29 protein-coding genes are annotated in these 26,839 nt (G+C 38.9%); 5 read left to right on the forward strand and 24 right to left on the reverse strand.

The window, feature by feature from the left end; all coding sequences use genetic code 11:
* Window positions 1–156 precede the first annotated feature (156 nt).
* On the forward strand, window positions 157–1,011 hold the full coding sequence (locus tag ACQKKK_RS08840; RefSeq protein WP_427615634.1) for an SMI1/KNR4 family protein: 855 nt from the start codon (window positions 157–159) through the stop codon (window positions 1,009–1,011).
* Window positions 1,012–1,411: 400 nt separating this feature from the next.
* Here ACQKKK_RS08840 and ACQKKK_RS08845 read toward each other — a convergent pair whose 3' ends face one another.
* The 3 genes from ACQKKK_RS08845 to ACQKKK_RS08855 all read right to left on the reverse strand — a co-directional run bounded on the left by ACQKKK_RS08845 (window position 1,412) and on the right by ACQKKK_RS08855 (window position 3,470).
* Window positions 1,412–1,828 carry a VOC family protein gene (locus ACQKKK_RS08845; protein ID WP_427615636.1) on the reverse strand — a complete coding sequence of 139 codons (417 nt, stop codon included), beginning with the start codon at window positions 1,826–1,828 and terminating at the stop codon, window positions 1,412–1,414.
* A 249-nt stretch (window positions 1,829–2,077) separates the two neighbouring features.
* The gene (locus ACQKKK_RS08850; protein WP_427615638.1) at window positions 2,078–2,569 is read right to left on the reverse strand and encodes a PTS sugar transporter subunit IIA; all 492 of its coding nucleotides are present in this window, start codon (window positions 2,567–2,569) and stop codon (window positions 2,078–2,080) included.
* A gap of 253 nt (window positions 2,570–2,822) precedes the next feature.
* Window positions 2,823–3,470 (reverse strand): alpha/beta hydrolase, encoded by a 648-nt coding sequence (locus tag ACQKKK_RS08855; RefSeq protein ID WP_427615640.1) that lies wholly within the window; start codon window positions 3,468–3,470, stop codon window positions 2,823–2,825.
* Between the two features lie 244 nt (window positions 3,471–3,714).
* Between ACQKKK_RS08855 and ACQKKK_RS08860 the strand changes: the two genes are divergently transcribed.
* Entirely contained in the window at window positions 3,715–4,209 is a 495-nt protein-coding gene (locus tag ACQKKK_RS08860) for a transposase (protein ID WP_427615642.1), read from the forward strand.
* A 619-nt stretch (window positions 4,210–4,828) separates the two neighbouring features.
* Here ACQKKK_RS08860 and ACQKKK_RS08865 read toward each other — a convergent pair.
* The 3 genes from ACQKKK_RS08865 to ACQKKK_RS08875 all read right to left on the reverse strand — a co-directional run bounded on the left by ACQKKK_RS08865 (window position 4,829) and on the right by ACQKKK_RS08875 (window position 7,226).
* Window positions 4,829–5,032 carry a hypothetical protein gene (locus ACQKKK_RS08865; RefSeq protein WP_427615643.1) on the reverse strand — a complete coding sequence of 68 codons (204 nt, stop codon included), beginning with the start codon at window positions 5,030–5,032 and terminating at the stop codon, window positions 4,829–4,831.
* 172 nt (window positions 5,033–5,204) lie between these two features.
* A complete protein-coding gene (locus ACQKKK_RS08870) occupies window positions 5,205–5,771 on the reverse strand; it encodes a hypothetical protein (RefSeq protein WP_427615644.1) in 567 nt (188 codons plus the stop codon).
* A 549-nt stretch (window positions 5,772–6,320) separates the two neighbouring features.
* Complete coding sequence (locus tag ACQKKK_RS08875) at window positions 6,321–7,226, reverse strand: DMT family transporter (protein ID WP_427615645.1); 906 nt, start codon at window positions 7,224–7,226, stop codon at window positions 6,321–6,323.
* Window positions 7,227–7,451: 225 nt separating this feature from the next.
* On the opposite strand from ACQKKK_RS08875, the gene ACQKKK_RS08880 reads away from it, so the two are divergent.
* Window positions 7,452–8,867, forward strand: a complete 1,416-nt coding sequence (locus ACQKKK_RS08880) for a PLP-dependent aminotransferase family protein (protein WP_427615647.1) — start codon at window positions 7,452–7,454, stop codon at window positions 8,865–8,867.
* Window positions 8,868–9,189: 322 nt separating this feature from the next.
* Here ACQKKK_RS08880 and ACQKKK_RS08885 read toward each other — a convergent pair whose 3' ends face one another.
* The 6 genes from ACQKKK_RS08885 to ACQKKK_RS08910 form a co-directional block, all read right to left on the reverse strand.
* Complete coding sequence (locus ACQKKK_RS08885; protein ID WP_427615649.1) at window positions 9,190–9,372, reverse strand: hypothetical protein; 183 nt, start codon at window positions 9,370–9,372, stop codon at window positions 9,190–9,192.
* A 156-nt stretch (window positions 9,373–9,528) separates the two neighbouring features.
* Window positions 9,529–9,759, reverse strand: coding sequence for a DUF3953 domain-containing protein (locus ACQKKK_RS08890; RefSeq protein WP_427615650.1), 231 nt, complete (start codon window positions 9,757–9,759; stop codon window positions 9,529–9,531).
* A 361-nt stretch (window positions 9,760–10,120) separates the two neighbouring features.
* Entirely contained in the window at window positions 10,121–10,441 is a 321-nt protein-coding gene (locus ACQKKK_RS08895; protein WP_427615651.1) for an NUDIX hydrolase, read from the reverse strand.
* A gap of 1,047 nt (window positions 10,442–11,488) precedes the next feature.
* Window positions 11,489–14,656, reverse strand: a complete 3,168-nt coding sequence (locus tag ACQKKK_RS08900; protein WP_427615652.1) for a bifunctional cytochrome P450/NADPH--P450 reductase — start codon at window positions 14,654–14,656, stop codon at window positions 11,489–11,491.
* Between the two features lie 71 nt (window positions 14,657–14,727).
* Window positions 14,728–15,297 (reverse strand): TetR/AcrR family transcriptional regulator, encoded by a 570-nt coding sequence (locus ACQKKK_RS08905; protein ID WP_427615654.1) that lies wholly within the window; start codon window positions 15,295–15,297, stop codon window positions 14,728–14,730.
* A 296-nt stretch (window positions 15,298–15,593) separates the two neighbouring features.
* Window positions 15,594–15,914 carry a MazG nucleotide pyrophosphohydrolase domain-containing protein gene (locus ACQKKK_RS08910; RefSeq protein WP_427615656.1) on the reverse strand — a complete coding sequence of 107 codons (321 nt, stop codon included), beginning with the start codon at window positions 15,912–15,914 and terminating at the stop codon, window positions 15,594–15,596.
* 97 nt (window positions 15,915–16,011) lie between these two features.
* On the opposite strand from ACQKKK_RS08910, the gene ACQKKK_RS08915 reads away from it, so the two are divergent.
* Window positions 16,012–16,593 carry a TIGR00730 family Rossman fold protein gene (locus tag ACQKKK_RS08915; protein WP_427615657.1) on the forward strand — a complete coding sequence of 194 codons (582 nt, stop codon included), beginning with the start codon at window positions 16,012–16,014 and terminating at the stop codon, window positions 16,591–16,593.
* A gap of 85 nt (window positions 16,594–16,678) precedes the next feature.
* Here ACQKKK_RS08915 and ACQKKK_RS08920 read toward each other — a convergent pair whose 3' ends face one another.
* From ACQKKK_RS08920 to ACQKKK_RS08945, 6 genes are all read right to left on the reverse strand, one after another.
* Window positions 16,679–17,098: an NUDIX hydrolase gene (locus tag ACQKKK_RS08920; RefSeq protein ID WP_427615658.1), complete on the reverse strand. Its 420-nt coding sequence runs from the start codon at window positions 17,096–17,098 to the stop codon at window positions 16,679–16,681.
* 39 nt (window positions 17,099–17,137) lie between these two features.
* A complete protein-coding gene (gene fabZ, locus ACQKKK_RS08925; protein ID WP_427615659.1) occupies window positions 17,138–17,563 on the reverse strand; it encodes a 3-hydroxyacyl-ACP dehydratase FabZ in 426 nt (141 codons plus the stop codon).
* 140 nt (window positions 17,564–17,703) lie between these two features.
* Window positions 17,704–18,318 carry an undecaprenyl-diphosphatase gene (locus ACQKKK_RS08930; protein WP_427615661.1) on the reverse strand — a complete coding sequence of 205 codons (615 nt, stop codon included), beginning with the start codon at window positions 18,316–18,318 and terminating at the stop codon, window positions 17,704–17,706.
* A gap of 766 nt (window positions 18,319–19,084) precedes the next feature.
* Window positions 19,085–20,359 (reverse strand): FtsW/RodA/SpoVE family cell cycle protein, encoded by a 1,275-nt coding sequence (locus ACQKKK_RS08935; protein WP_427615662.1) that lies wholly within the window; start codon window positions 20,357–20,359, stop codon window positions 19,085–19,087.
* Window positions 20,356–20,775 carry a PadR family transcriptional regulator gene (locus ACQKKK_RS08940; protein ID WP_427615664.1) on the reverse strand — a complete coding sequence of 140 codons (420 nt, stop codon included), beginning with the start codon at window positions 20,773–20,775 and terminating at the stop codon, window positions 20,356–20,358. The genes ACQKKK_RS08935 and ACQKKK_RS08940 overlap by 4 nt, the downstream gene beginning before the upstream one ends.
* Window positions 20,765–21,307 (reverse strand): sigma-70 family RNA polymerase sigma factor, encoded by a 543-nt coding sequence (locus ACQKKK_RS08945; protein WP_427615666.1) that lies wholly within the window; start codon window positions 21,305–21,307, stop codon window positions 20,765–20,767. The genes ACQKKK_RS08940 and ACQKKK_RS08945 overlap by 11 nt, the downstream gene beginning before the upstream one ends.
* 251 nt (window positions 21,308–21,558) lie before the next feature.
* On the opposite strand from ACQKKK_RS08945, the gene ACQKKK_RS08950 reads away from it, so the two are divergent.
* The gene (locus tag ACQKKK_RS08950; protein WP_427615667.1) at window positions 21,559–22,152 is read left to right on the forward strand and encodes a dienelactone hydrolase family protein; all 594 of its coding nucleotides are present in this window, start codon (window positions 21,559–21,561) and stop codon (window positions 22,150–22,152) included.
* Between the two features lie 22 nt (window positions 22,153–22,174).
* On the opposite strand, the gene ACQKKK_RS08955 is transcribed toward ACQKKK_RS08950, so the two are convergent.
* The 6 genes from ACQKKK_RS08955 to ACQKKK_RS08980 all read right to left on the reverse strand — a co-directional run bounded on the left by ACQKKK_RS08955 (window position 22,175) and on the right by ACQKKK_RS08980 (window position 26,804).
* Window positions 22,175–22,369, reverse strand: a complete 195-nt coding sequence (locus ACQKKK_RS08955; protein ID WP_427615668.1) for a Fur-regulated basic protein FbpA — start codon at window positions 22,367–22,369, stop codon at window positions 22,175–22,177.
* 68 nt (window positions 22,370–22,437) lie between these two features.
* Window positions 22,438–22,653 (reverse strand): Fur-regulated basic protein FbpA, encoded by a 216-nt coding sequence (locus ACQKKK_RS08960; protein WP_427615670.1) that lies wholly within the window; start codon window positions 22,651–22,653, stop codon window positions 22,438–22,440.
* Window positions 22,654–22,926: 273 nt separating this feature from the next.
* On the reverse strand, window positions 22,927–24,135 hold the full coding sequence (locus tag ACQKKK_RS08965; RefSeq protein WP_427615672.1) for a M20 family metallopeptidase: 1,209 nt from the start codon (window positions 24,133–24,135) through the stop codon (window positions 22,927–22,929).
* An 88-nt stretch (window positions 24,136–24,223) separates the two neighbouring features.
* Window positions 24,224–25,096, reverse strand: a complete 873-nt coding sequence (locus ACQKKK_RS08970) for a MetQ/NlpA family ABC transporter substrate-binding protein (protein ID WP_427615674.1) — start codon at window positions 25,094–25,096, stop codon at window positions 24,224–24,226.
* Window positions 25,097–25,117: 21 nt separating this feature from the next.
* Complete coding sequence (locus tag ACQKKK_RS08975; protein WP_427615846.1) at window positions 25,118–25,768, reverse strand: methionine ABC transporter permease; 651 nt, start codon at window positions 25,766–25,768, stop codon at window positions 25,118–25,120.
* 13 nt (window positions 25,769–25,781) lie between these two features.
* On the reverse strand, window positions 25,782–26,804 hold the full coding sequence (locus ACQKKK_RS08980) for a methionine ABC transporter ATP-binding protein (protein WP_427615676.1): 1,023 nt from the start codon (window positions 26,802–26,804) through the stop codon (window positions 25,782–25,784).
* Window positions 26,805–26,839: the final 35 nt, after the last annotated feature.

Genomic DNA, 26,839 nt, shown 5'->3' on the forward strand with positions numbered 1-26,839 from the left:
CATCCTTCTGAACTAAACCGATAGAATAATAGTGCAAAGTTTTTTGCCCATAAACTAGCAATCCCTTCTCACATTTTTTGTTAATTGGTTTAATGTTAGGAAGGTAAATATATCCCTTATTGAGGTATAAAAAAAATTTAAAGAAGGAGTGTTGGAATGTTTCAACATATATGGACTCATTATGTGTTAGATGAACATGAATTAGATGAATTGACAGATGAAGAAATAAAAAGAGTTGAGCATTTATTTAAATTTAAATTACCAACATCTTATATTGAGTTGATGAAAATAAAGAACGGGGGAGAATTAGAATATAGAATTTTTCCATGTGACTCAACTATTGAAGATGGAGAGCTTATTGTTGATTTTTTATATGGAATCTCTGAAAAAGATGGGATAGGACAAACATTTTATTTTGTTAAAGAATGGGGATTACCTAATGACTTAATCTTGTTGAGTGGAGATGGTCATTCCTGGTTTGCTTTAGATTACCGTGGTGCAGAAAAAATAGATCCACCTGTTGTATATATTGATACAGAACAAAATTTAGATGTGAAAATCGCACAAAATTTCACAGAGTTTGTTGATAAGTTAAGCAAGCCAGAATTTGAAGAAGTGGATGACGATAAAGAAGATGTATATAGACTTAATGTTGTTTATACAAAGAAAGATGTTGAAAATGCTACAACATCAGTAGATGTTAGTGATGGTTTATCGTTTTTTTCGGATAATCCTTGTGATATAAATTGGTTTTTACAACAAGTTGAACGGGGTGTTAGCTTTATAGAAGAGGATGATGAAATCAATGTTTATGAAATTTTAACTTCCTTGATGAAAAAATTAAATCTTACTATGGTGGAAGATATTCCTTATTTAGAAGTAAAGCGTGTTTTAGATAGGTTTAAGGAGTATCAAGGTTTAGATTTTGATAAAACGGTTCAAAAAGCAGCGTATAAAATTGAAAAGTATTTGGATAAAAAAATAGGTTTACAAGGAAAAGGAGAAAAATAATTCTTAACAATTTATTCAACTTATTAAAAGTTCCTGTTTCTGTTTTGTTAGCACTATTATTAGTCTTTACTGGACTACCCTTACAGGATCTTGTTTCTGCTCAATCTTCTTAAGACGATTCTTTAAGTACAGAAGAATATTATCGTTTATTAGAGGAATATGAAAATGCAGAAGAATACGAAGTAGTTTTTTTAGATGAAGAATTGAATTCAGATGAATTTAAGTGGGAAGGGTTTTAATATTGTTCATCCTTCATCATCAGTACCGATTTTTGTTGGGAACTTTATTTCTTCTCACCTTCCCCTGCTTTGTCTTACTTGGTTCCTACTTCTAGCAGGCAATCATTTTGACTTCAAAAAAAGACACAGCCCAAAGTGAAGGAGTGTGCCTTGCATTTGATTTAATTTTGATTAAATCCGCTTTCGTCCATGTAAAAAACTTCCCAAGAATGCCCATCGATATCCAGAAAACTCCAACCGTACATGAAACCATGATCGATGGCTTCATTAAAAGGCTTTCCGCCAGCATCGAGTGCCCTATTCACGACCTCATCCACATCTTCCTTACTTTTAACCGATAGGGCCACGATGGCTTCCGTACTTGCTGCTGGATCCGGAATTTCCTTCTTGGTAAACGTTTTAAAGTAATCTTTAACCAATAACATGATATATATAGACTCACTGATAACCATGCATGTTGCATTTTCATTGGTCATTTGCTCGTTAAACTCAAAGCCCACCTTTGTGAAAAATTCTATTGAGGCATCCAAATCTTTAACAGGCAAGTTTACAAAGATCTTTTCTGCTTGAACTCCCATCAAATTCACCCTTACTTGATTTATTTTATGTTCATTCACCTACTATTCGCTGCACTTTCCGATAATCCTGCCCGCAACAGAAAAAGGATAGATCACTGCTGGTATCCACAACAAAACCAATTCAAGAACCATCGCCGAACGTAAGCACCCGTGAAGCTAAACTTGTAGAATCAATGAATGAATTGGGTTTAATGCCTTATCATTCTCAATCTACTATACATTTCCATGCTAAATTAGGCACCTATTACCTTACTTCAAATGAACACTCATAATCGCTGTTTCGTTACTATTTGCTTGGGTGATATTTGTTTTTTCCAGTTTTTCAACTAGCTCGCCATTCGTGATAATAATCGGAGTTATGATGCTTGGAACTTTGGATTTTAGAAGTTCGATATCAAATGTAACAAGTTTGTCTCCTGCTTTTACATTTTTCCCTTCTGCGACATGGACTTCAAATCCCTCACCTTTAAGATTAACTGTATCTAAACCAATATGAATTAACAATTCTATGCCATGCTTTGTGCGGAGGCCTAAAGCATGCTTAGTAGGAAAAACCTGGATCACCTCTGCATCAATAGGAGATACAACCACCCCCTCCTCAGGAAGAATCGCTATTCCGTCCCCCATTAACTTCCCGGAAAACACCGGATCGGGAACATTTTCAATATTTATAACTTGTCCATTTATAGGAGCAAGCAGTTGTTCAACCTTTTCTTTTTTACCGAATAATTTTTTGAACATACTATCTCCCTCACTTTCTCTTTCCAGTGATTTTATCTTGAATCCTTGTTACCGCACTGAAAAAGTTTCATTACTTTTTCTGGATCTCCTTCGACAAAAACGGTTAATATTCACTATATTCTAATAATAATCGAAATTATTTTTTCTTTTTCAATTCGCCTGTAGTTTGATTGCGGGCTGAATTATGAATGATCAAAACCATGCATTCAGATTCAACATAACTGGCTATCCGCTCAAGGTTCGTTAGTTCTTTCTATCCTATCTTTAAGAACTCTTCCATTCTTTTCATTACACCTTCTAGCATCGTAATCGACCTTGAAGCATGCAAAGGTTCAATATCCAAAGAATGATTAGCATTAGGGACTTGATCCATGCTTATATTCGTTTTATTCTCTATCATTTGAATTTTACCTGGAATATAATGATGATCTTTTTCTCCTATTACTATATGTGCTGAATGATTGCTGCTCAATAGCTCTTCAAAAATAGAATCGAACTTCAATAGCGGTGTAAGCAAAATCATTTTGGAATTCATGAACTGCTCACTTTTCATAATTCCGTTGATGATGGGTATGGTGCCAAGTGATTTGCCCAGAAACACAGTTTCTTGATATTCATTATTTCGAAGTACTTCAGTAAGGACGGGATTGATATCATTAACGATCACTTTTGTGATATCCACCAAAGGATGCTTGAATATATCCTGGTCGTAAGAGTAATGAATATGCACGACATCAAACTGATTTTGAAGCATGAGCATTGTCGAATAATAAAATAACGGCTTCTCATACGTATAGCCCGCACCTGAAAACATAAAACAAACGGCTCGACTCCCATTTTCAATATGTGTGTATGAAACTTCTTTTTCATTATTATTTATTTTTCTTTGATTAACCTTCATGATAGACTCCTCCCATTGAATCGTTTGCTATATATATTCATTAGCTACCCGCTGCAATCCTCCTTGTGTGTAGTAATAATAAAGTTGTTTAAATCTGCACGGCTACGTCCAAAAATGAACTACTTGAAAAATAAAATTGTTTAAATTTGAATAAAAAACAACCATTATGTAATAAAAAAAGCCTGCTTATTTGAACTGCACCCCAATTGTTAGACAACATCTAACAATTGGAGGTGCAGTTTTTTTGACTAAATATACGAAGGACGAAAAATCACATGCAGTTTTAGAGTACTTGGAAGGGAAAAAAACCTATAAATCCATTGCACAAGAAAGAAATGTAAGTTTATCCCCTCTGAAAGGATGGGTCGCTCGCTATCTTGAACATGGGATGGAAGGACTTGCTTCATCCTATACAAATTACACTCTTCCCTTTAAACTAGAGGTACTTACATATATGAACGAAAATGGGGCATCGATCAGCGCTACCGCTGTACACTATAATCTTCCTTCCGATTCTACACTTTTGAATTGGGCAAATCAGTTGAAGGAAGGAGGTATAGACGCCCTTAAACCAAAGAAAAAGGGGCGTCTATCCATGAAAAAAGAAACCAAGAAAACATCGCCAGCTAAAGGCTCTCAAGAAGCACTTCTTGCAGAATTAGAATACTTACGTGCAGAGAATGCCTATCCAGCTTTCTTCAGATTCCGCGTCACCACGGACACCCTTGCTCTTGGCTAACCTCTACTTCTGTCTTCGGGGTTCGGGACTTGCACCCTATAGTTCATGCGCATGCCGGGCGCACATTAAAAGGCATGAGCCCGGTAGATTACCGGGTTCATGCCCTCAAGGCTGGCTAATTAAATAAAGTGTCTAACTTTTTGGGTTCACTTCAATTCAGCAGACTTTTCGTCGAGTATAGCTTTGTATTTTTTTAGCTTGTTTTAGTGTCCAAATAGGCGTTGAAAGGGTTCGGGTTAAGGGTCTCACTTTCTTCCCATCTCGTTACCGAGAGTACGTTGTGCTTAAACAGTCTTTATCCCCACCAAGTAACTCTGCATATTCTTTTCAACCAACGATAAGGGGAACGACTCCCCCATTACGATTATTTGTTGGTTTGAAATAAAGTTTGATCAGAAATATCTTGTAAACCCGTATTTTATGAGATTAAAAAGGATACGATGATATCCATTTCCTTAATATCCCTATCCAAAAAAGCCTTTTTACTATCCATTTTGAGTTAATATCTATCCAACGTGGCATCTTCTAACAAATAACTATGACTGTAAAACGTGCAACTTTTTTATAAACGATTCGACTTTTTTCAAAACGGTTTAACTTTTTTATAAACGGTACAACTTTATTTCAAACCTACAAATAGGGCGAACATGAAGAATAAAAGACTGGCTAAAAGAAAAGCCGGTACGATCCCTATGCTGGCTCGTATCAAATAGAGTTTGACGGGTTGGTCGGTATAACTGTCCAATTTAATCTTGGTCACATAATGAGCCACAATCAGAATCGTCGACACCACTATAAAAAAGACAACCGTGCTATGAACCATCGTGAATCACGCTCCTTATTTTATTTTGTCTTTAGCATATAGGGATATAATTATTGAAACAAGGGACAGCGCGATAAATAAGCCATTTGTACGGAATCCCGTTTCGTTAAAACAGAGAGTGTTCCTGGACACTCTCTGTCTTTTTTATTCTATTCCGTTACATGCTCATTCATCACTGGCTCCAGACCGACTTCAATCCCCAACTCTTGCTAAATCTAAATACTTTCCCATTTTTGATATTCGCACCCAAATGCGCGGACATGGATCCTAAAACGGCTCCCGCAATAGTCCAACCGATACCCGGTATAAGAGCCACCAATACACCAATGGCAGCGGCTCCGCCGACAGCTAACGTTTGGCAAACTAGTTTGGATAGATACACGTCATACCCGCCAAGACTATTTTTCTTGATTTTCGTTACACCCGCGGCATATAGTTCCAATCCACCCTCATCTTTGACTTGCGTGAGGATGTCGTCCTGCCCGGTTAGACTTAAATAATCGATAAATTGAGCGTCATCCAGAGTCAATTCCATTTCGCCATCTTCTGCGACACCCTCAACCCAATCGAAATCCGGTGAATTCTTAATGCTTTCCATTTGTTCATCTGTGAGACTGACCGATTGATCCATTGATACGGTTATGTCGTCGTTCGCGCTGGCTTTTGAAGCGAATGGGGAAAACCCCGTTACGATTAATGCGGAGGCTAACGTAATGGCTATCATTTTTTTCATCATCATACCCCTTTTCCTGTTTTTTATTCGACTTAGTCGAAACTTTTTGTAAACACATCCAATACAGGCCGATTCAGACAGACCGATTCTTCATTCGAACGGGTTATGCGTATGCCGGAGTTTGTATATTTGTATGTAGATTCTTTTCTTTGCGGGTATCTGTCACTCTTGTTTGAGAAGGAGCGTCGAGTGTTCTCTTCGATGGGGATAATGGGATGCGAGATATAAGTGAAAAGGCTGTGGTTGTTCCTGTGGATTGGTACTCATTATGGGTCCATGGTAAGACCTCCTTTTCCAATAATTATCTATATTATAACTCGAATGTCACAGTTTTTATAGGACTTTGTACTTAATCATCTTTATTATTTGTAGACACCTTGATTGATAGTATCCATTTTGCCTATTTACTGAATCCCCAAATAAGGCTTTGTTTCTAACCGGAAACTTTCATGTCTAAAAGGAGGTAACACATCTCTCATTCTTAGATTCAAAAAAAAAAGCTGCAAGAAGCAACTCTCATGTTCAAAGTCTTATATCCATTGGACCTTATTTCACTTATAAATCAACATAGCCCTTTCTTTTATTTCTCACATTCGTTTTTGATTTTATATTTAGGTTCGATAAACTCACACCAACTAAAGTTAATCCCCCTCCTAATAAAGCTAACAAGGTTGGAATTTCCCCTAACAAAATCCATGAAATAATAAGTGCTACAGCAGGTGTCAAATACAGCGAACTTGTTGCTTCTGATGCCCCAACTTTTGAAGTAACATAAGCAAGAGCGAAATACGGAATCACCGTTGGAAAAAGACCTAAATAAATCACAGCATATGTCGATGAAACCGAAGCATTTGAAATTTCCGCACCGATTCCAGGAATGAAAAACAGCATAAATAAAGCTCCACCTATAATCGTGTAAACGGTAAATGGAAGAACCCCATATTTTTTTAGATAATTAGTCTGAAACACAAAGTAAAAACTTTCACCTAATGCAGCTATTAAAATCAATAATGCTCCCAATGCAAAAGCCGCTACTGAACCTCCCATTCCAAAGGAAATCATCGCCACTCCTAAAAATGCAGTAATTGAACCTATCCATCCTACCATTGAAAAATTTTCCTTCAAAAAAACGGATGCTAAAATTGCTGAAAAAATAGGGGTAGTCGAAACTAGTAAACTGGCAGTTCCTGCATTAACAGATGTTTCTCCAAAACTTAATGCCGTATGATAAACGGCAAATCCTAAAAAACCTAACAATAAAATAATCGGTACATCTTTTAAATCCGGTAATCTTATTTTTTTTATGGCAGCAAAAATAATTAAGCCAAATGCGCCTATAAGTAAACGCAATACTGAAAGATGCTCAGGACTGTATGATTGAAGCCCCACTTTTATTCCAGGAAACGCAGATCCCCATAGAATGATTGTCACACTATAAGCTAAAAATACTTTCCATTTCATAATAAACCTCCATTCTATAATGGACTTCTTTATGCTTTAAACCATTACCATTTGTTTGACATTGGGTTTATCTTTACTTTCATCAACTTCGCCCACTTCTATATTCTCCCTGTATTAGGATTACTTTCAAATGTTATAATAAAACAATTGAGTCTCTAAATCTCCGACCAATTAACTTATAAAAAATCCAACCAATCAGGAACACTAAGATAGGAGGCACAATTGATGCGTAAAACACCTCTATATCTTCAAATAGTAGATTTAATCAGGGGAAAAATCTTAAGAGGGGAATGGCCCGTTGGCAGTAAACTCCCGACTCAACGAGAAATGGCTAAGCAATTTAACGTGAATAGAAGTACTGTGATTACAGCTATTGAAATATTAAAATCCGAGAACTTACTCGAAGGAAAAACTGGAAGTGGAGTGTACATTGTCAATAATCAATGGTCTTTACTGACTGCTAATTCACCACACAACTGGAATGATCTTTCGGAATGGGCGTTATATCCCCCTAGCGATAATATTGTGCAAAAGATTAATGAAATGGAAAATAGAAAGGATATTATCCATTTAAGTAAAGGAGAATTAGGAATAGATTTATTTCCACATTCAGAAATTGCCCAGGCAGCAGAAAAAGTCTCTGGTCAATTACATGAATTTGGTTACGGGGTTGGACTTGGGGATATAAATTTAAGAATAGAAATCAGCAAACATCTACTGAAACACGGTATTCATGCTTCCCCCACATCCATTCTTATTGTTTCTGGAGCTCTACAAGCACTAAAACTAATTTCAGTCGGCACACTGAAAAGAGGGTCAACGGTTTTTATAGAAAACCCCTCTTACCTTTACTCCATTTACTTATTCCGAGCTGCCGGAATGACCCTAAAACCGATTTCTATCAATGAAAATGGTCTAAATATAGAGGAATTATTTCAACAGAAAATTAAAAAAAGTCTTTCTGCTCTTTATGTGAATCCAACCTTTCAAAACCCGACAACGACCATTATGTCATCACAGAATAGGCAACTACTTATAGAAAAATGCCAATACTCCCAGTTGCCTATCATTGAAGATGACATTTACAGGGACTTATGGATTGATGAACCTGCCCCTGCACCATTAAAGACATTTGATAAACAAGGACAAGTTTTGTATATTGGTAGCTTTTCAAAAACAATTGCAGCAGGTCTTCGGATAGGTTGGTTGGTTGGTCCTGAAGATGTTATACACCGCCTTAGTGATTTAAGAATGCAAAATGATTACGGTTCTAGTTATGTATCACAGATGCTGGTTAAAGAACTACTGTCTTCCGGATTATACGAGCAACATTTAAACAGAACCAGAACCGGACTTAAACAAAAAAGAGCCTTTTTACTTCATCTCCTAAATCAACATTTCAGGGATTATGCAACATGGTCAATTCCAACTGGCGGCTTTTTTATATGGGTTACTTTTCATAAAAAAATCAATACGCGGATACTGTTCAAGCAATGTTTAAGCAACGGTGTATTGATAAATCCTGGATTTATATATAACGATAATAAACCTACTATTCGATTTTCCTTTGCTTATCCAAGCTTTGACGAAATGGAAAAAGGAATCTCAAAAATTAAGGAATTACTCATTACTCATGTATAAAAAAATCCCTGCAAAATTCCAGGGATTTTTTTCTTGAATATTATAAGGACTACTAATCCGCATCATTCAAACTTGTACTTAATTTGATTAATTATAATTCAGTTATGTGGATTTAGATGTTCACGTCCAAAGAGGGTGGTTTCAAAGGATATGGAGTCCATTGAATACTACATACAAATACTATCCTTATCTTTTTGCTTAGTGGAGGGTCATCGTTATATATTCGTTAGCAGCCATATTGTCTCCCCAAACATCATGCCCCATCATCCTATATAAAAAAATCCTAAATTATACATAATTACTAACCCTAACAAGATCTGAACTAGTGTAATGACATGAAAGTACATAAATAAATGGATGCAATGATGGCTCTCCCCCACCGATCCACATTCTTACCAGAGGTTTCGGCTAGCTTTTTCTTTCCTACACCAAACCATTTCCTTAAAAATTTATCTATGAAGAGAGAAAAACTAATAAAAATAATGATGATCCACGCGATTCCCACTAAAAAACATCCTTTCACAACCATTTTATCTATATTTCACCATAATATTTAAGCGCATAAGAAAAAGAGCTGCCAGAGCAACTCCCTTGTTAAGTCTAAATCCCCAATGATGAACAAAGACCATATTAAAATCAATTTCATAAAAACAATAGAATTCTATATTAAGAAACCCTGGATGGCCACATAGAAAACAAATAACGATACAGCAAGACACATATACCCCGCAAATCCTTTTCGATCCTTTTGAAGTTCGATAAACCCTATCACCAGCATCATTAACCCCAGGAACAACATGGTATACGGTAATAACTCAGAATTCCCAGTAATTAACTGAGATGTTGATAAAGCAATTACAATGATTCCTAAGATGATTCTAACTATTTTCAAGAATATCCCCCCCTTATCCCAATCTACCAATTATACCATTTTATACAAAGTCAGCTTTTAGACTTTCGTTCGTTACAGGGAATCTTTTAATATGTTCACGCAATTGATCTTAGCTGCGATTTCGGTCAATATTATTCCGCCAAACTATGTCATTACTTCACGTTCGAGTTCGAGTTCGAGTTTTAATTTGATTCAATCAACATTCAATTGTCAGATCAAAAAGGGATACTAGTCATGAATTATACGTTTGACCATTTTTGTAAGTGAATCTGTAGTTTCCTTCTTTTTTCAATAAAACCGGCAAGTACTGTGCAACCATTTCAGCAATTCCAAGGTTATGTGGATGGAGTATCCAATCAATCTATTTCCATTCCAGAATGCCTTCCCGCGTTTTTTTCGGTGTTTCATATATTAAATCTTCATCCGTTTCATACAAATATACATATATTCCATCCAGTTCACCTTCCGGGGTCTCCCATGTTACCGTTCCTTTAGAAAAAAAGGTCTCTACCTCTATGCCCGTTTCCTCCAATACCTCACGCAGTGCACCTATATCAGGGGTTTCACCTTTCTCGATTTTGCCCCCCACTCCGTTCCAAACACCCATAATTGGAGCCTTCTCCCGATTAAGCATGAGTATTTCATTATTTTTCTTAACAAAACAAACTGTATACTTAAACATTTTATAAAGTGACCCCTTTATCGTTAGTTTAACCCCACCACTATTAAAACATTGGCTTGTCTTCTGCCTCAAACAATACATCATTAACACACTCTCAAATTTTAATTATGAATGAACCCGTAAACGTCCTCCGTCAAAGAATGAATGAACTCCCCCATTAGATATAAGTTTCATAGCTTCTATTTTGTGCAAAATAGTTATTTCACTTGTGTATTTTGCTATTTAATCCTATATTTCGCTGTTTACTCGTGAGGTGGCGCTGTTTACTCGTGAATTCGCACTTTACTAGTGAATTTCCTCTGTTTACTCGTGAGTTTTACTGTTTTACTCGTGAATTCCCGCTATTTACTCGTGAGTTTTGCTGTTTTACTCGTGAATTTCTGCTATTTACTCGTGAGTTCGTACTTTACTCGTTAGTTTCCGTTGTTTACTCGTGAATTCGGACTTTACTCATGAAATTTGCTGTTTACTCGTGAGTTTTGCTCTTTACTCGTGAGTTCGTACTTTACTCGTGAAATTTACTGTTTTACTCGTGAATTTCGTTCTTTACTCGTGAGTTTTGCTGTTTTACTCGTGAATTCGTACTTTACTCATGAAATTTGCTCTTTACTCGTGAGTTTTGCTCTTTACTCGTGAGTTCGTACTTTACTAGTGAATTTCCGCTGTTTACTCATGAAATTTGCTCTTTACTAGTGAGATTACGCAGTTTACTCTTGAATTTCCGCTGTTTACTCGTGAAATTTGCTATTTTACTCTTGAATTCGTACTTTACTCGTGAATTTTGCTGTTTTACTCGTGAATTTGCGCTATTTACTCGCGAGTTCGTATTTTACTCGTTAGTTTGCGCCCTTTACTCGTGAATTTCCGCTGTTTACTCGTGAATTATTGCTCTTTACTCGTGAATTTTACTGTTTTACTCGTGAATTATTGCTTTTTACTCGTGAATTCCCGCTATTTACTCGTGAATTAATGCTCTATACTCGTGAATTCGTATTTTTACGTGTACAAAAAAGCAGCGATCCCCTTGGAATCGCTGCTCCCTGCTATTTATGCTCCTGCCCAAACATCCTTGGCATATCTGCCATTTTCCTCTAATGATTGCAGCCATTCTGTGGCTTCTTCTTTAGTTGTTTGATAGAGATGCATATAGCTGTCGATTAATGTTTGTTCAACATCGGGCGCCATTTTGCTTCCGTCTCCGCAGATGTATAGGTGTCCTCCTTCTTTTAATAAAGGAAGAATGTCTCGAGCGTTTTCCGCTAACCGGTTTTGGACATATGTTTTTTCTTGACCGGGACATCTTGAGAAAGCGGTGTGCAGTGTTACAAGCCCCTCTTGTTCGGCTTGCACGAGTTCTTCTTGATAGAGGAAATCGTGTTCAGGATTACGGCATCCAAAGTAAAGGTGGGCCGCTCCTAGGGTTTTACCTTTTTTCTTAAGAGCGCGACGAGCCTGAATGAAGCCTCTGAATGGTGCAATTCCTGTTCCAGGGCCAATCATGATGATTGGTTTCTCTGTTTGTTCTGGAAGCTGGAAATTGGATTGCGGCGTATTGATAAAGCAGGCTACCTTGTCGCCCTCAGAGCGTTTTGCCAAATAATTCGATGCAATTCCTTTGTATTCCCCGTTGCCGCTTAAAGCATTCCCACGGACGACGCTGACCGTGATGCTTGCTTCTCCTTCCTTGTGGAGTGGTGAGCTTGAAATAGAGTAGTATCTTGCTTTTAAAGGTGGCAGTAAAGCCAGGAAACGCTCAAATGGGATTTCACATGCAAGGTACGTTTCTGTCAGATCAAGCATGGTCATGCGCTTGTTCAGGATTTCTCGTTTATAGGTACTGTCCTCGAGAAGATTTTCAAGTTCTTTTACATGGGGAGGACATACCGTGTAAGTGGCAAGCGCCCGAATCTGAGACCGGGTGGCGGGTTCTTGGAACTCCACATGATTGGATAGTAACTCCTCGAGTTTTATAGGTTTTCCTGTAGGAAGATGGGTAGCTTTTCCCGAATCCCCAGTTAGATTGACATAATCCTGGCCATTCAGGTTGAATCGACTGAGCACTCGCTCGACAAGTTCGGATGGATTTTGAGGTAGAACCCCAAGATGGTCGCCTTCCTGATAATGAATGCCCTCTGGCAGAGTTAGCTCTATATGCCGTGTACTTCTTCCGCTTTCTACATGTTGTAATTCGAAATTCCTTTTTACAATCGATGTAAATGCATGATGGGTGCGGGCGAGTGGCGTGCCGCTCACATTACTTACGAAGTTCATTGTAATCGAGCTGCTTTCCCGTTCATTCGTATTCACTTCGATGTTCAGGGTTTCGGCAAGATTTGGCCAAAGGGCTTCTGTCCATTTCTCGTAATCCCCTTCCAAATCATCGCTTGCATCTCCATAGCCTGTTTCTGACAGCCTCACTGCTCCTTTTTGTTCCAGTTGTTCATCAATGAAAACCGGAATACGTTGGTACGTATTGGCCCAATTACGGTCTCCGCAGCCAAAGACCGCATAGTGAACACCATCCAAAGTGTCATCATTACTTTCCTTCAGCCAGGAAACAAAGTCATCCGCATTATCCGTGGGATTTCCATTATAAGATGCCGAAACTATGAGAACGGCCCCTTCTTGAGGAAGTCGATTGGTGTAATCATTCAAAGGGGCAGCCTTGGCATTGAAGCCTTGTCGTTTCCCTGTTTCAGCAAGATCACGAGCAATCCCTTCAGCTGTTCCCATGTTTGATCCAAACAGGACGAGTAATGGTGTGCCATGTGCAGATTCGATAGAAGATGCCGTGGCTCCTTTGTCCGCAGACTTTTGTTCTGAAGAAGCAACGGTAAACGATATCTCCGGCTTTCTAGGTGAAACGCGCATGGTCAATCCGTCCGGTTTGAGAGTCAAGGTTTCTTTAACATCCAATTGATAATCTTTATGATCAATCAAGTCAAAGTGCTGTAAAACCATTCCGAGCACCAATGTCGCTTCATGAAGGGCAAACTGCTGTCCGATACAGGCTCGCTGCCCGTTTCCAAACGGTTTATAAGCATGATAAGGGATAGAATCCAAGTTCTCGAACCGCTCAGGAATGAACGATTCAACGTCATCACCCCATACGGATGGATCACGGTGAAGCTCAGGAATAAGCAGCGTGAACACATCACCTTTCTTCACATTGTATTTTTCATCCAAAATGGTATCTTCTTTCGCATAAACGGAAAACGCCGGAGCTGTCGGCCACAGACGAAGCACTTCATTAAGCACCATACGGACATATTTCAGCTTTTTCACTTGTTTGTAATCAGGAACATCGTCACCCAGCACTTCATCGACTTCCTTCTGTGCTTTTTTTAACTTGTCTCTGTTATTCATGAGGAAATAGATTGCAAACGATAGGAGGCCGCTTGTCGTTTCATGCCCAGCAATTAAAAAGGTAATGATTTGAAAACGGATATTTTCATCATCCAGTGATACGCCTGTTTCAGGATCGACTCCTTTCAACATATGGGAAAGAAGGTCATCTTCTCCCTGATCACCATTTTGTTTTCGTTCAGCAATCAATTCATCCACTAAAGAGAACATATATTGAATGTCTTCCCTGAATTGTTTTTTAGACTTGACCATCAGTTTATCTTGAATGCCAAGTCGCTGCGTTTGGCTCATCGCTTCATCCAACGCACGTACCATACTGTTGACAAAAGGATGGGTGGTCTCCCGATAAAAACTGTTAAAGCGGAAATTGAACCCGCAAAGACCAATCGTATCCAGGGTCAAACGTGTCATATCTTCAGGAACATCAATCTCATCAGCCGGATTCAAGCGAGCCCATTTTTGAATGAGTTGGGTTGCAAGATCCACCATTTTAGCATGATAGCCCTTCATTGCCTGCTGGCTAAAGCTGGGCAGCAGAATGTTATGCGCCTTTTTCCAGTTCGGCTCCGACGTTTCACTGGTGAAGAGACCATCGCCACCAAATGCGCTCACTTTTTGCAGTGCAGGGCCGACTTTCTTATCAAACCTTGTTTCATCACAAATTTCTTTAGCAAGGGCAGCACTGGATACGAACGTAGAAATACGACCCGGAAATTGAAATTGAAAAACCGGTCCAAGTTCTCGTGCCAGCTTCATATAAGACTGAAGCGGTTTATCCTTATCTATAATAGGCAGGCTGCCTAGGGGGCCGTATGTCTTCGGCTGTGGAAACTGTGTTGTATTTTCCATTTTATTAGCACCTCTTTTATTAGATTAAATTACAGAATGAACGTTCATTCCGATTAATTATTGAAAATGTCTCAAATGTGCAATCGGACAGCATCCCAAAAACTTTCTTCCACATCTGTCAAAAGTTTTGATTCAGGTTCTAGCTCCCCAATGCGGACAAGCTCAAGAAATGCTCCGTAAATGATGGCAATCAAAACTGAGGAAGGCAGCTCCTTAATTACATGTTTCTCTTTTCCTGAATCAAAGAAAGTTTTAAATATATTCAATAGCCTTTGAAAGCTCGCATGACTATCTTCATTTAAAAAATGGGCTCTACTATGCATCTTAATAAAATAAAGAGCTTGATCCTGCCCTCTCGTAAAATGAACCATTGATTTGAAAATATGGTGGAACTGAGTGCGAATCGAATCATCATAGGGAAATCCATTCTTGATCGTTTCAGTTAAAATATCCAAGTACTCTTGAAAAATCTTGTTGCCCAGCACTTCCTTATTCTCAAAGTAACGATAGATGGTACCCGCTCCAACCCCTGCCGAAGTAGCAATCATCGGAATCGTCGTCGCATCATATCCCCTTTCGGCAAATAGTACCAAAGCGCTGGCCACTATACTGTCTCGTTTATTTATTGCAGTTATCATCATGGTTCACCCCTTTTTTACAAGATGCGGAATGAATGTTCATTCCTAATAATGTAAGTGTATACTCAATAAAATTCCATCTCAATCACGCATATTACCCATATTTTGTGAATCATTTATTAATGGTGTTAGGTTAAAAGTACTATGTATTTCATTTTATCCTGTTAATTTAAACAAAAACCAATCTTTTGGCCCATAAAAAAAAGAGCTGCTCGTCACAGCTCTTGCACTGGTTAGCCAAAGTAAGGCTGCATACTCTATTAAGTTAAAACTTCATGATATCCCATTAAACGGGAAATTTACGCATGATTATAGCGTTCAGATAGTTTCTTTTTATGTGCATTAAACACTTCTTCCAATGGGATATCGTACTTATTCGCAATCACAATCAAGTTACCTAGCACATCTCCCAATTCTTCTGTTAACTCCTGTTTATTCTCTTCAAACGTACCGCTTACTTCATCAGGTCTATCCCTGCCAATCTCAAGGGAGCGAATGGCGCGTGCAACCTCGCCAGTTTCTTCTGCCAAAAAGCCAATACGAATGAAAATGTCTAATTCAAACCATCCTCTTGCTTCATAATAATCTCTTACCCATTGTTGAAATTCAGTGACGTCCATATTGATCCACCTTTCATTTTATACACTTAAGTTTAACAAATCTCCCTAAATTTTGTATGATATAAAAGGAAGATTACGAAATGGGAGATGTTATATATTGAAAACTCTTGCTGTATTTTGTGGATCAAGTAATGGCGCATCCACTGTCTATTTAGAAGCTGCTAAAAACCTGGGTGCAGAACTGGCTAAACGTAATATTACACTTGTATATGGGGGAGCAAGTGTAGGGGTCATGGGTGCAGTTGCAGACTCCGTTTTAGAAGCTGGAGGAAATGTAATTGGAGTCATGCCAAGTTTTCTAGAAAAAAAAGAAATAGCCCATAAGAGCCTGACCGAACTGATTGTCGTGGAATCCATGCATGAAAGAAAAGCAAAAATGGCAGAGCTTGCAGATGGGTTTATGGCATTGCCAGGTGGACCGGGAACATTAGAAGAATTCTTTGAGATTTTCACTTGGGCTCAGCTTGGACTTCATCAAAAACCTTGCGGGCTCTTAAATATTAATCATTATTATGATCCTTTGGTCGCTTTATTCAATCATATGTCCGATGAACAGTTCCTGCATGAAAAATTTCGTTCTATGGCGCTGGTAGATGTTGAACCAAATGGACTTCTTGATCAATTTGATACATATGAACCCCCAGCCGTAAAAACTTTCATCACTGAAAAACAGACTTGATCATTCAAAAGCAACAGGCCAAGGTCATTAGTGACCTTGGCTTTTCTGACCAGCTTCAAACCTAATATTTACTTTCACTGCTTAATTAGGTAAAAATCAGGTTTAAATAATCACCATGCCCCTTAATAAGTTGAACTTCATGTTCAGAAGAAATCCAGAAGAAATGGAATCTCAGCCCTTCTTCATCCCCCCCACCTGTTGGCTGATAGTCCCATTCATCAGGAACATTCGATGCACAAATCTTATAAAAAAATCTGTTATGTATGGCACCATCAGCGTTCTCCCAAAAATCTTCTGCAATTAAATCCTCCACATTAAAATTCTCAAGGCCTGTTTCTTCTTTCATTTCCCTTACCACTGCTTGATATGTATCTTCATGAGGCTCCACTGTACCTTTGGGTATCTGTATACCCGCTTCACTAATGGGATGTTGAAAAACCAATACCTGTATTCTTCCATTATTGATTCTTGTCACATACCCGTAGGCTTTTCTTATCGGTATCACTTTCATTCCTCCGTTGTTGAAATGAACCCTATTGAGAGATCAATCGCCAAAAGCAAATATGAGCTCTGTCTCGCATACAGTTTCTCCATCAACAGTAGCCCTTCCCGTTCCTTTGCCGATAGGACCTTTTAAGCGAGTAATCTCTACTTCTAAACGTAATTGGTCACCTGGTCTTACTTGCCTTTTAAAGCGACAATTATCGATCCCAGCTAAAAGCCCCATACGCCCTTGATTTTCTTCTTTTGTAAGCATAACAACAGCACTTACTTGTGCTAAAGCCTCAACGATCAATACACCTGGCATCACTGGGTGATTTGGAAAATGCCCATTAAAAAACTCTTCATTTGCTGTTACATTTTTAATGGCCACCGCTCTCTTTCCTTCTTCCAATTCCATAACCCGATCAACTAAAAGAAGTGGATAGCGATGCATGATAATATCTTTGATTTTTTGTATTTCAATCAATAGTAAGTCCCCCATTGCAATGAATTGTTTTCACTTTATTTTACCATCAGTATCATCATATGGATATTTTTGTATTTACCACACTGCACTTCGTTCAACAAAAAAAAGGCTGCCTCAGCAACCCTGTTTGTTGATTTCTCTTACAAATCCTTTGATTTTTTTTCCTTCGATTTAGTTAACGGGGATAGAACCAATTGTTCACACCTCTCATAACCACCTAATAATTTATGAATCAAGCTTATTTTCGGAACAACAAGGTAAACCATCAAGCCTGAAATGGTGCTTATAATAGCTCCTGCCAACACATCCGCCGGAAAGTGGACACCTACCCAAATCCGGGAAATGCCAACAAGGAAAGCCAGCATGATCCATAACAACCACCATCCTCTTTTGAAAAGCCAAAAGGATACACAAAACGAGAAAAACAAAATGGTATGATCGCTTGGAAATGAATTATCGACTGCTTTTTCAATTAACTTATTAACATTTGTCAATTCAGCAAACGGTTGATTATTCGAATGCAATCCCCCTGCCATTTTCCCTATCACTTCAGCAATTACAAACGTAATCATCCCACAAACAACCATCATTCTACTCTGTTCATTTCGAGTGAACCAAATTACGATGACTCCTAAAGCCAAAAAAAATACCATGTACTCGGCAATGAAAATGGCAGAAGGATTTAAATAAGCGTACTGTTTCCCTAAGTCATTTATCATTCTAAATACATGAATATTCAGTTCAAAAAAACTCATTTCATACCCGCCTTTCCTCTTTTTCTTTCATATTAAAAGAGAAAGGGGCTAAATCGCCATCGATTTTCCTAACAGTTTAAGCTGCCGTCTTACATTTTTGTCACCTGGTCTCACTAGCAGATCAAGAAACTCTATCGCACGTTAGTTCCAAATAGCGGTTTTCTATCATTCGATGAAACTTAAAAGTGATTACAACGTAACAATAATAGACGTAAAAGGAGGAATACAGATGGCACATTGTACTAACTGCAACTACAAATGGAAAACTAAAGAAATTTGGTCGCTCGGATTTTCAAAGAAGGGGAAAAACTGTCCTGACTGCGGAAATAAACAATATATTTCATCCAAGACTCAACGATTATTTACTTTAGGTTATTTAAGTCTTGTATTTATTATGATTTTTCCATTTTTCATCAAATTGAGTGATAAAGATGAGCCTTTATGGTAGATTTTAAAAAAGATAAAAGGTATTTCCATAGGAAAGCAAATGCTATCCTATCCTTAATTGTCTCACGTTATGCCCCTTAAAACATTGACGGTTGTTTGGTTAGATTTTTGGGGAAAGCAACAATCTATACGAAAACAGCCTTTCATTTACGCTAATATGGGGGGCAGGAGGAAATTTTGATTTCAAATATAGCGCTTAATTAGTTATATATTTGAAATCTGTTCCCTTGTATTATATTTCCAGGATTATTTTCTACCTGATAATATTCTCCTCAAGATTTATTGCAACTAACAAAGCTTCATCCCTTTACCAGTACTCTCATATTTTCTTCAACCGTATAATATCTTTTTTGTGATACACACTTAAAATCAAACCAAACAAGCAGGCGTTAATCATCGCTGATAAAGCGCCATAACTCATAAATGGCAGGGATACGCTTATAATTGGTAAGAGGCCGATAGACATACCGATGCTAATAGTTACCTGTGCAGTGAATATGGCAAGACTGCCGGAAACAAGCATTTTCCCAAATGGGTCTTTCACAGTTTGGAATATACGGGAAATCCGCCAGATCATCCATAAAAACAGCAGACCAATGAGCAAGGCCCCGGCCCAGCCAAGCGTATAGGTAATCGTTACAAAGATAAAGTCCGTCATCATTTCATTTGAATAATCAAACTCCCCGAGGGAACCAAAATGGCCAAACCATCCGGCATCCTCAATTAGCTTTTCCATTTTCAAATACGTATACCCCAATGTCCCACTGAATTTTTCAGGCGTAACGAACGCAAGAAGTCTTTCAAATTGATAGGCCTTAATATCTTTCAAAGATATTAACAGAAGTGAAACACATGTAGTAAGCAGGACAGCTGCAGTAATAAGGATTTTCCTTTTATTTAGGCTGCTCTTCCAGACCATTACCGCAACCATCAATGAATAAAGTGCAACCGCCTGCAAGTTGGTTGTAAGCATAAACAAAAAGGCAGAACCAACGTATAAAATGACAGCCAAATAAACATTCATCTTTTTTGATTGCAGCATTCCGGCCCAGGCAATCAGAAAAAGTGGCAGAACCACAGTAGAATCGACCGACAATAACCTCATAATATTAATTCGAGGACTGCCATTCACTAATTCAGTGGAATATTGGAACTGAATAAGAATCAGACATCCAACCGTAAAGAAAACCCAGCCCCATCTCTGGAATTGCCGATAATCGAAAAAAAGAAGGCCACAGACCAAAATTACACTTCCTGTTACAGAATATCCCTGTCTCAGCACTGAAAATGAATAACCATCCTTAAATAAGCACCAAAACAAAAACAGGCCGGCAGCTGACATGAACAGAAACATGCTTATTAGCTTCCAATCAATCTTCGGCCTGTGCAGCTTGTCCATCTTCCTCCCAATGTGAGAGGGGCTTCCCATATTCCGGACAGCCAGTTCCTCTGCTTCATCCTCTTTATATCCTTTTTTGACCAGGTCAGTTTTAGCTTGATGCAGATGGGCTTTTAATTCAGCTTCTATATATTTTTTTGCTTCTTTTGATCGGATATAAGACGTAACTTCATCTAAAAAATGATCGCTTCTCAATCGGTTCTTCCTCCTTCAAACGCTGTCCGCCAACTAGCAGAGGCGGAACCACTTTTAGCTTCCTTTTTCTTTAGCCACTTTTTCGCATGTTCATCCAAGGAATAGAGCTTTCTGTCGTCCGTTTCCCAAACAGACTGAAGCCAGCCTTCCTGCTCAAGCTCATGCAGGGTAGCATACAAGGAGCCTTCGTTATCTTCAAACTTCCGGATGCCTTTCTGGTAAAGAGATTCGTTAATTTGATAACCACTTTTCTCCTTATCCAATGATCTGAAAATGGCAATCATGATGTCTTCCTTGCTTGCATCCTGCTTTTCGATAGCAGTATGGATGAAGCTTCTATGGTTTTCCGTGAATTTCAATTCAGGAAATGTGTGCTTTTTCATAGCTGATTTCAAGCGTGTTAATCTATCTTCCATCTGTTGATTCCTCCCAATAGGTTTTTAGCCTTCTTTTTGCCTGGCGCATCCGGGTCTTCACCGTCCCAAGTTTGACCCCGGTAACTTCAGAAATCTCCTTGAGCTTCATTTCCTGAAAATAATGAAGATAAATGACCTCGCGATACTGGACAGGCAGCTCCATGACAGCATCAGCAAGCTGCCTATCTTCATCCTGTTGAATGACCTCTTCTTCCACATTATCGGTAGAAGTCCATTCCTGCTCCTCTTCCGCAGGCGAAACCTTTCGAAAGTACCAGCTTTTCCAATAATCCTTACAATGGTTAATAGCAATTCTCCAAAGCCAAGTCCTTATATTTGATTGTTGGTTATACGCTGGCAGCGCCCTATAGCATTTGATGAAAATCTCCTGTGTAAGATCCTCTGCCACAACTGTGTCTTTTACATAGGAATAGACCAATTGCAGAATATCCTGGCCATAAAGGGACATTATTTCATCAAGTAATGATTCTTCATCTTTCGTTTGAGACCATTTCAACACAAACTCCTCCAAAACAGTTCACACTTCCTTCCTAGATACATAGACGATTGTACTTATAAGAAGGTTTTCTATTTTTTAAATTTCTTCCTTTGTCACTGAAGTGCAGCAAAAAATATGGTACCACAAACCATAATATTATCACCTAAATAATGTTGAATTCATTGAACTAAGAAGTTTTACTAACTAATAAAATAAGAAGAAACGATATATTAACAGGTTATTAATTTGTATAATGGTAGCATTCGTATAAGGGGGGGTTAAAAATGCTGCACAAACAGAACAATTCAGATACAGTAATCATGGTCATTCACGAAATTTATGGACTGAACGAACATATGCAGGGCTTTTGTGAGGCATTATCAAAACAGGATTTTGATGTCATCTGTCCGAACTTGTTAGGTTGCGAAACGCCTTTTGATTATTCCCGAGAGGAAGCTGCTTATCGTCATTTTATGGAGAACGTAGGCTTTGAAGAAGCTGTACAAAAAATAAAGGATATATTATCGGATCTTAAAGATGAATACAAAAAAATATTCATCATTGGATTTAGTGCAGGGGCAACTGTAGCTTGGCTGTGCAGTGAGGAAGAATGCGTCGATGGAATAGTTGGATACTACGGTTCCCGTATTAGGAATTATGTAGAATTAACGCCACAATGCCCTGCACTGCTATTCTTTCCGCAAGACGAGCCATCGTTTGATGTGGACGGGTTAATTTCAGCTTTAGGAATAAAGAATATCGAAGTGCATAAATTCAACGGAAAACATGGATTCAGTGACCCTTACAGTTCAAAATATGATGTAGAATCAGCACAAATAGCATTTAACAAAATGATGAAATTCATTATGGAACATTAAATGAGTGAACTGAACGTTCAACCTAACATCGTTTTGTATTGATCCAATGTATCGAACCCGCATCACTATGGGGATGACAGTCCGTTTGAACCTTTTTGTACTCTATTTCCAATTCTTTTAAAGATAACTTCATGAGCTGTTCCACACTTTTATTTACATGATGGATCATAAGCTTATGGATTAATTCCTTCTGCCTTTCTTCCACACACTTCATCATTTTCGCCCTCTCCTTTTAATTATTTGATGGTATTAGAGGAATAACCGCCTCATCCGCATTTTCTGAAGTTAACTGAAATGATGTATCGTCAGACAGGGGGAATTGTCATCGGAATAGGATTCCTTTTCTTCAATTTTACGTATTTTAATATATTCTTCCTCTAAATCGGTTAAGGTTAATTCAAATAGATGTATGTCATTCTTTTTATAGACACCCCCGTTAATCAACTTGTTGATTAGGAAGTTTCTTTTCTTCTCAATTGCGTTACGTAATAATATCCCCATAATAAATCCTCCTTTATTATATGAACTACTACGGATTGGAACAGCCATGGAATCATTCAATCAATCTGCCGGCTAACTCATTCAAAAAAAACCGGTGACATCTCTTTACATTAAAGAAAGGTCTCCGGTTTTCCGGTCAATTAATCTAATCCCTATTGAATTACTCGGTATTATTGTTTCCTATATAACAAACTCTGTGCTCCGTAGTCAACAAAAAGTTTTGATTTTTATAAAATTTATATTTTTTGATTCTGCTTTTGGGTATGCACTTTTTTATTTTTCCGTTTGTTTCGCTTCATCAAATGCAGTTTTCACCTTATCCAACAGATCCTTATCCGAAATCAATCGATAACCAGTAAGTGCAAGTGCTTTTGCACCGGTAAGGATGGCTTTGTCCCCATCTTCTGATTTAGCACAGTCGCGGAATTCATTCGTATGGGCAATCAACTCATCAGATCCAATTTTTATATAAGGATGGGCTGTCGGCACTACATGGCTTACATTACCCGCATCCGTCGAGCCAAAACCACTCTCTTTTCGAGGAGCCACCGTTTCCCCCAATTGAGCCAGTTCTTCTTTTAACAGTTCATCCAGGACTGGATTAATGACAAGATCAAGTACTTCATTTTGGAAACGCTCGACTTTAACCTTACTTCCTGTGGCAAGTGCTGCCCCTTCAGCAACGGCACGTATTTTACGGGATACTTCTTGACATAGTTTCCATGTTGTTGCTCTAATGTAAAATCTGGCAGATGCATATTCAGGAATGATGTTAGGCGCTTTCCCGCCATTGGTGATTATTCCGTGGATTTTGACCTCGGTTGGAAGCTGCTGACGCAAAGCATTAATGCCATTGAACAGCTGAATCACCCCGTCAAGAGCATTCACGCCTTGTTCAGGAGCAGCAGCTGCATGTGCTGATTTTCCGTAAAAATGAAAATCAAGGGGATCGACAGCCAAAAATGGACTGGTTACACCGGTTTGCCCGGCAGGATGGATGATGATGGCTGCATCCACCCCATCAAATAGACCGTGCTTCACAAAGCTGCCTTTTGCGCTTCCATTCGGTCCTCCCTCTTCAGCCGGTGTACCGAAAACAATCACCTCTCCGCCTGTTTCCTCCAGCACTTGAGCAAGGGATATGCCTGCTGCAACACTCGTCGTGCCGATGATATTGTGGCCGCAAGCATGACCTAAACCCGGCAATGCATCATACTCGGCTAAAAAGGCAATTGTGGGTCCTTCCTTTGAAGAGGTTTTTTTGGCGATGAATCCTGTTTCATGCCCAGCTATATTGCGGGTCACTTCAAATCCTTCATGTTGGAGTATTCCGGTTAACGTGTCGGAAGCGAAGAACTCTTGATTCCCAATTTCGGGTTTGGAATGAATGGCTTGACTAATTCCGATATATAATTCGGCATGAAGGTCGATGTGATCTTCAATGATTTTCTGATGCTGCTTCCGCACTAATTCTCTCGCCATATTCTTATCTCCCTTTTCATTTATTGGTTTAAAGAGCCGGATAGGTATCCTTGAATCCATCCGGCATTCCTTCACTTTGTTCTCATCGTCATTTTTCAACGGCTGGTTTTGTCCAAGCATCCTGGTAATTCAATAATTCATCTACAGAAACATATGCAGGAATGGTGTTTCCTTTAAACGTTTTTTCAATGAATGCCTCCACTTCTTTCGAGTGATAAAGTTCCACTAATTTTTGCAGCTCAGGACGATCGGTATTTCCCTTTTTAACTGCAATGATATTAATATATGGTTTCGCCGTTTTACTTTCATGGAATAATGCATCTTTTAAAGAAAGTCCTGCCTCAACGGCAAAGTTATTATTAATGGTTGAAGCATCGGCATCATCCAATAGACGTGGCGTATTGCCGGCAGCAACAGGTTTGATTTTCAATTTTTTCGGATTATCCTGAATGATTTCCAATGATCCCGAACCATTGAATTCCTCTTTCAATGTAATCAATCCAGCTTCTTGAAGAAGGAGTAAGGAACGGCCAAAGTTTGTTGCTTCATTCGGAACGGCTATAGTCGCGCCATCAGGAAGACTTTTAAGACTTTTATGTTTTTTCGAATAAAGGCCCATTGGTGCAATGACAGTCGACCCGATGGCCTCTAATTTCAAATTTTGATCTTGGATGAATTCATCGAAGTAGGCGACCGTTTGGAATGAATTTGCATCAATTTCACCTTCATTTAACGCAAGGTTCGGTTGGATATAATCATTAAAAGTGACCAGTTCGATATTCAGCCCCTTCTTTTTCGCTAAGCCGACAATGTATTCCCACGTTCTCGTATCCCCGTTGCTGACACCCACTTTCACTGTTTTCACATCATCCGTACCGCCTGCTGCACCCTCTTCGTTCCCACATGCTGCTGACACGATGGCCAATGTCAATACTATGATCGTTAATAAGATTTTCTTCATTTCCCCAACCTCCTGTTATTTTTATCTTCTTCTGATTTTTTTTGAAACGAAATTCCCGGTGGATTGCAATAATTGAACGATGATCACGAGTGCCGCCACTGTGACGACCATCGTCATCGTATCGAACCTTTGATAACCGTAAGCCAAGGCTAAATCTCCTACCCCGCCTGCACCGACGGCACCTGCCATGGCTGTAGAACCAACCAGCCCGATTGTCGCTGTTGTAAATGTAAGGATCAACGAACTAAGCCCCTCGGGAATCAAAAAGCGATAAATGATTTGCCATGTCGTCGCCCCCATTGCCTGAGCTGCCTCGATGATCCCTTTGTCCACTTCCAACAGGGAGTTCTCCACAAGGCGGGCAATATAAGGAGCCGCGTAAAAGATAAGCGGAACAATGGCTGCATTCGTTCCGATCGCACTGCCTACAATCATTCTAGTAAACGGAATCAGTGCTACAAGCAAGATGATGAAAGGAACCGACCGTAATATATTGATGATCGGATTCAATACATTAAAGATCCATTTATTCTCCAGGATGTGACCCTTTCTAGTAATGACAAGCAGGATACCTAGCGGGAGCCCGATTAATCCAGAAAACACCAATGAGATGGCTACCATATAAAGTGTGTCACCGAAAGCGGTCGACAGCTGGTCTGCCGTTATTTCCATTCCCCAAAGCGTATTACCCATTTACTTGCACCTCCTGTACGAGAATCCCCTCATCTTTAATATATTGATAAGCTTTGCCTACCTCTTTTTGGTCACCTGTTACCTCGATGATCAAATTCCCAAAAGGCGTTTCTTGAATTTCAGAAATATTGGCTGATAATACACTTAAATGAACATCATATTTCTTCGAGATGGTTGAAAGTAAAGGAGTACCCGAAGTAGTCCCAATAAAATTAATTTTCCAAATAATCGGGATATGGGACCCTATACTTTTCAGGAAACTTTGTGGAATCTCGTCATGTATGACCGTTCTCACGAAGTTTTTTGCAATATCAGTTTGCGGCTTGGCAAAAACTTCGAAAACTGAGCCTTGTTCAACCACGCATCCGCCCTCCATGACCGCCACTTTATTGCAAATTTCCCTGATCACTGACATTTCATGAGTGATTAGCAGAATGGTAATATTGTATTCTTTATTAATTTTTTTTAAGAGCTGCAGTACTGCACTCGTTGTTTGTGGATCCAATGCCGATGTAGCTTCATCACACAATAGGATTGATGGATTGGTAGCCAATGCCCTTGCGATGCCGATCCGCTGCTTTTGACCGCCGGATAATTGTTCCGGATAACTCTTTGCCTTGCTTGATAAGCCAACGAACTCTAACAGCTCGCCTACCCGCTTTTTGATTTCTTTACCCGGAGTTCCCGATAAAACGAGCGGCATGGCGATATTATCAAAAACGGTCTTTGAGTTAAGCAAGTTGAAATGCTGAAAGATCATCCCGATTTTTTTCTTCTCTGCCCGTAATTCCTTTGGGTTCAATGAAGTTAACTCCTTCCCCCCAACAATCACCTGACCATCTGAAGGGTGTTCCAGCAGATTGACCAGCCTGATCAACGTACTTTTCCCGGCCCCGCTATAACCGACTACACCGAATATATCCCCCTTTTCAACGGTCAAATTAATTCCTTTTAACGCTTCAACCGTCTGTTTCTTTGTTTGATAAACCTTTTTAACATTTTGAAACTCAATCATCCAATCTCCCCCCATGTTGTTTATTTGTACAAATT

The sequence above is a fragment of the Peribacillus sp. NPDC006672 genome (assembly GCF_050274955.1).
Classification (GTDB): domain Bacteria; phylum Bacillota; class Bacilli; order Bacillales; family DSM-1321; genus Peribacillus.

Excerpts from the sequence above, each read along its gene's own strand:
- ACQKKK_RS08840 (WP_427615634.1), top strand. The coding sequence starts at position 157 with ATGTTTCAACATATATGGACTCATTATGTGTTAGATGAACATGAATTA.
- ACQKKK_RS08845 (WP_427615636.1), bottom strand. The coding sequence starts at position 1,828 with ATGGGAGTTCAAGCAGAAAAGATCTTTGTAAACTTGCCTGTTAAAGAT.
- ACQKKK_RS08850 (WP_427615638.1), bottom strand. The coding sequence starts at position 2,569 with ATGTTCAAAAAATTATTCGGTAAAAAAGAAAAGGTTGAACAACTGCTT.
- ACQKKK_RS08855 (WP_427615640.1), bottom strand. The coding sequence starts at position 3,470 with ATGAAGGTTAATCAAAGAAAAATAAATAATAATGAAAAAGAAGTTTCA.
- ACQKKK_RS08865 (WP_427615643.1), bottom strand. The coding sequence starts at position 5,032 with ATGGTTCATAGCACGGTTGTCTTTTTTATAGTGGTGTCGACGATTCTG.
- ACQKKK_RS08870 (WP_427615644.1), bottom strand. The coding sequence starts at position 5,771 with ATGATGATGAAAAAAATGATAGCCATTACGTTAGCCTCCGCATTAATC.
- ACQKKK_RS08875 (WP_427615645.1), bottom strand. The coding sequence starts at position 7,226 with ATGAAATGGAAAGTATTTTTAGCTTATAGTGTGACAATCATTCTATGG.
- ACQKKK_RS08880 (WP_427615647.1), top strand. The coding sequence starts at position 7,452 with ATGCGTAAAACACCTCTATATCTTCAAATAGTAGATTTAATCAGGGGA.
- ACQKKK_RS08895 (WP_427615651.1), bottom strand. The coding sequence starts at position 10,441 with ATGTTTAAGTATACAGTTTGTTTTGTTAAGAAAAATAATGAAATACTC.
- ACQKKK_RS08900 (WP_427615652.1), bottom strand. The coding sequence starts at position 14,656 with ATGGAAAATACAACACAGTTTCCACAGCCGAAGACATACGGCCCCCTA.
- ACQKKK_RS08905 (WP_427615654.1), bottom strand. The coding sequence starts at position 15,297 with ATGATGATAACTGCAATAAATAAACGAGACAGTATAGTGGCCAGCGCT.
- ACQKKK_RS08910 (WP_427615656.1), bottom strand. The coding sequence starts at position 15,914 with ATGGACGTCACTGAATTTCAACAATGGGTAAGAGATTATTATGAAGCA.
- ACQKKK_RS08930 (WP_427615661.1), bottom strand. The coding sequence starts at position 18,318 with ATGAGTTTTTTTGAACTGAATATTCATGTATTTAGAATGATAAATGAC.
- ACQKKK_RS08940 (WP_427615664.1), bottom strand. The coding sequence starts at position 20,775 with ATGGAAGATAGATTAACACGCTTGAAATCAGCTATGAAAAAGCACACA.
- ACQKKK_RS08950 (WP_427615667.1), top strand. The coding sequence starts at position 21,559 with ATGCTGCACAAACAGAACAATTCAGATACAGTAATCATGGTCATTCAC.
- ACQKKK_RS08955 (WP_427615668.1), bottom strand. The coding sequence starts at position 22,369 with ATGATGAAGTGTGTGGAAGAAAGGCAGAAGGAATTAATCCATAAGCTT.
- ACQKKK_RS08960 (WP_427615670.1), bottom strand. The coding sequence starts at position 22,653 with ATGGGGATATTATTACGTAACGCAATTGAGAAGAAAAGAAACTTCCTA.
- ACQKKK_RS08965 (WP_427615672.1), bottom strand. The coding sequence starts at position 24,135 with ATGGCGAGAGAATTAGTGCGGAAGCAGCATCAGAAAATCATTGAAGAT.
- ACQKKK_RS08970 (WP_427615674.1), bottom strand. The coding sequence starts at position 25,096 with ATGAAGAAAATCTTATTAACGATCATAGTATTGACATTGGCCATCGTG.
- ACQKKK_RS08975 (WP_427615846.1), bottom strand. The coding sequence starts at position 25,768 with ATGGAAATAACGGCAGACCAGCTGTCGACCGCTTTCGGTGACACACTT.
- ACQKKK_RS08980 (WP_427615676.1), bottom strand. The coding sequence starts at position 26,804 with ATGATTGAGTTTCAAAATGTTAAAAAGGTTTATCAAACAAAGAAACAG.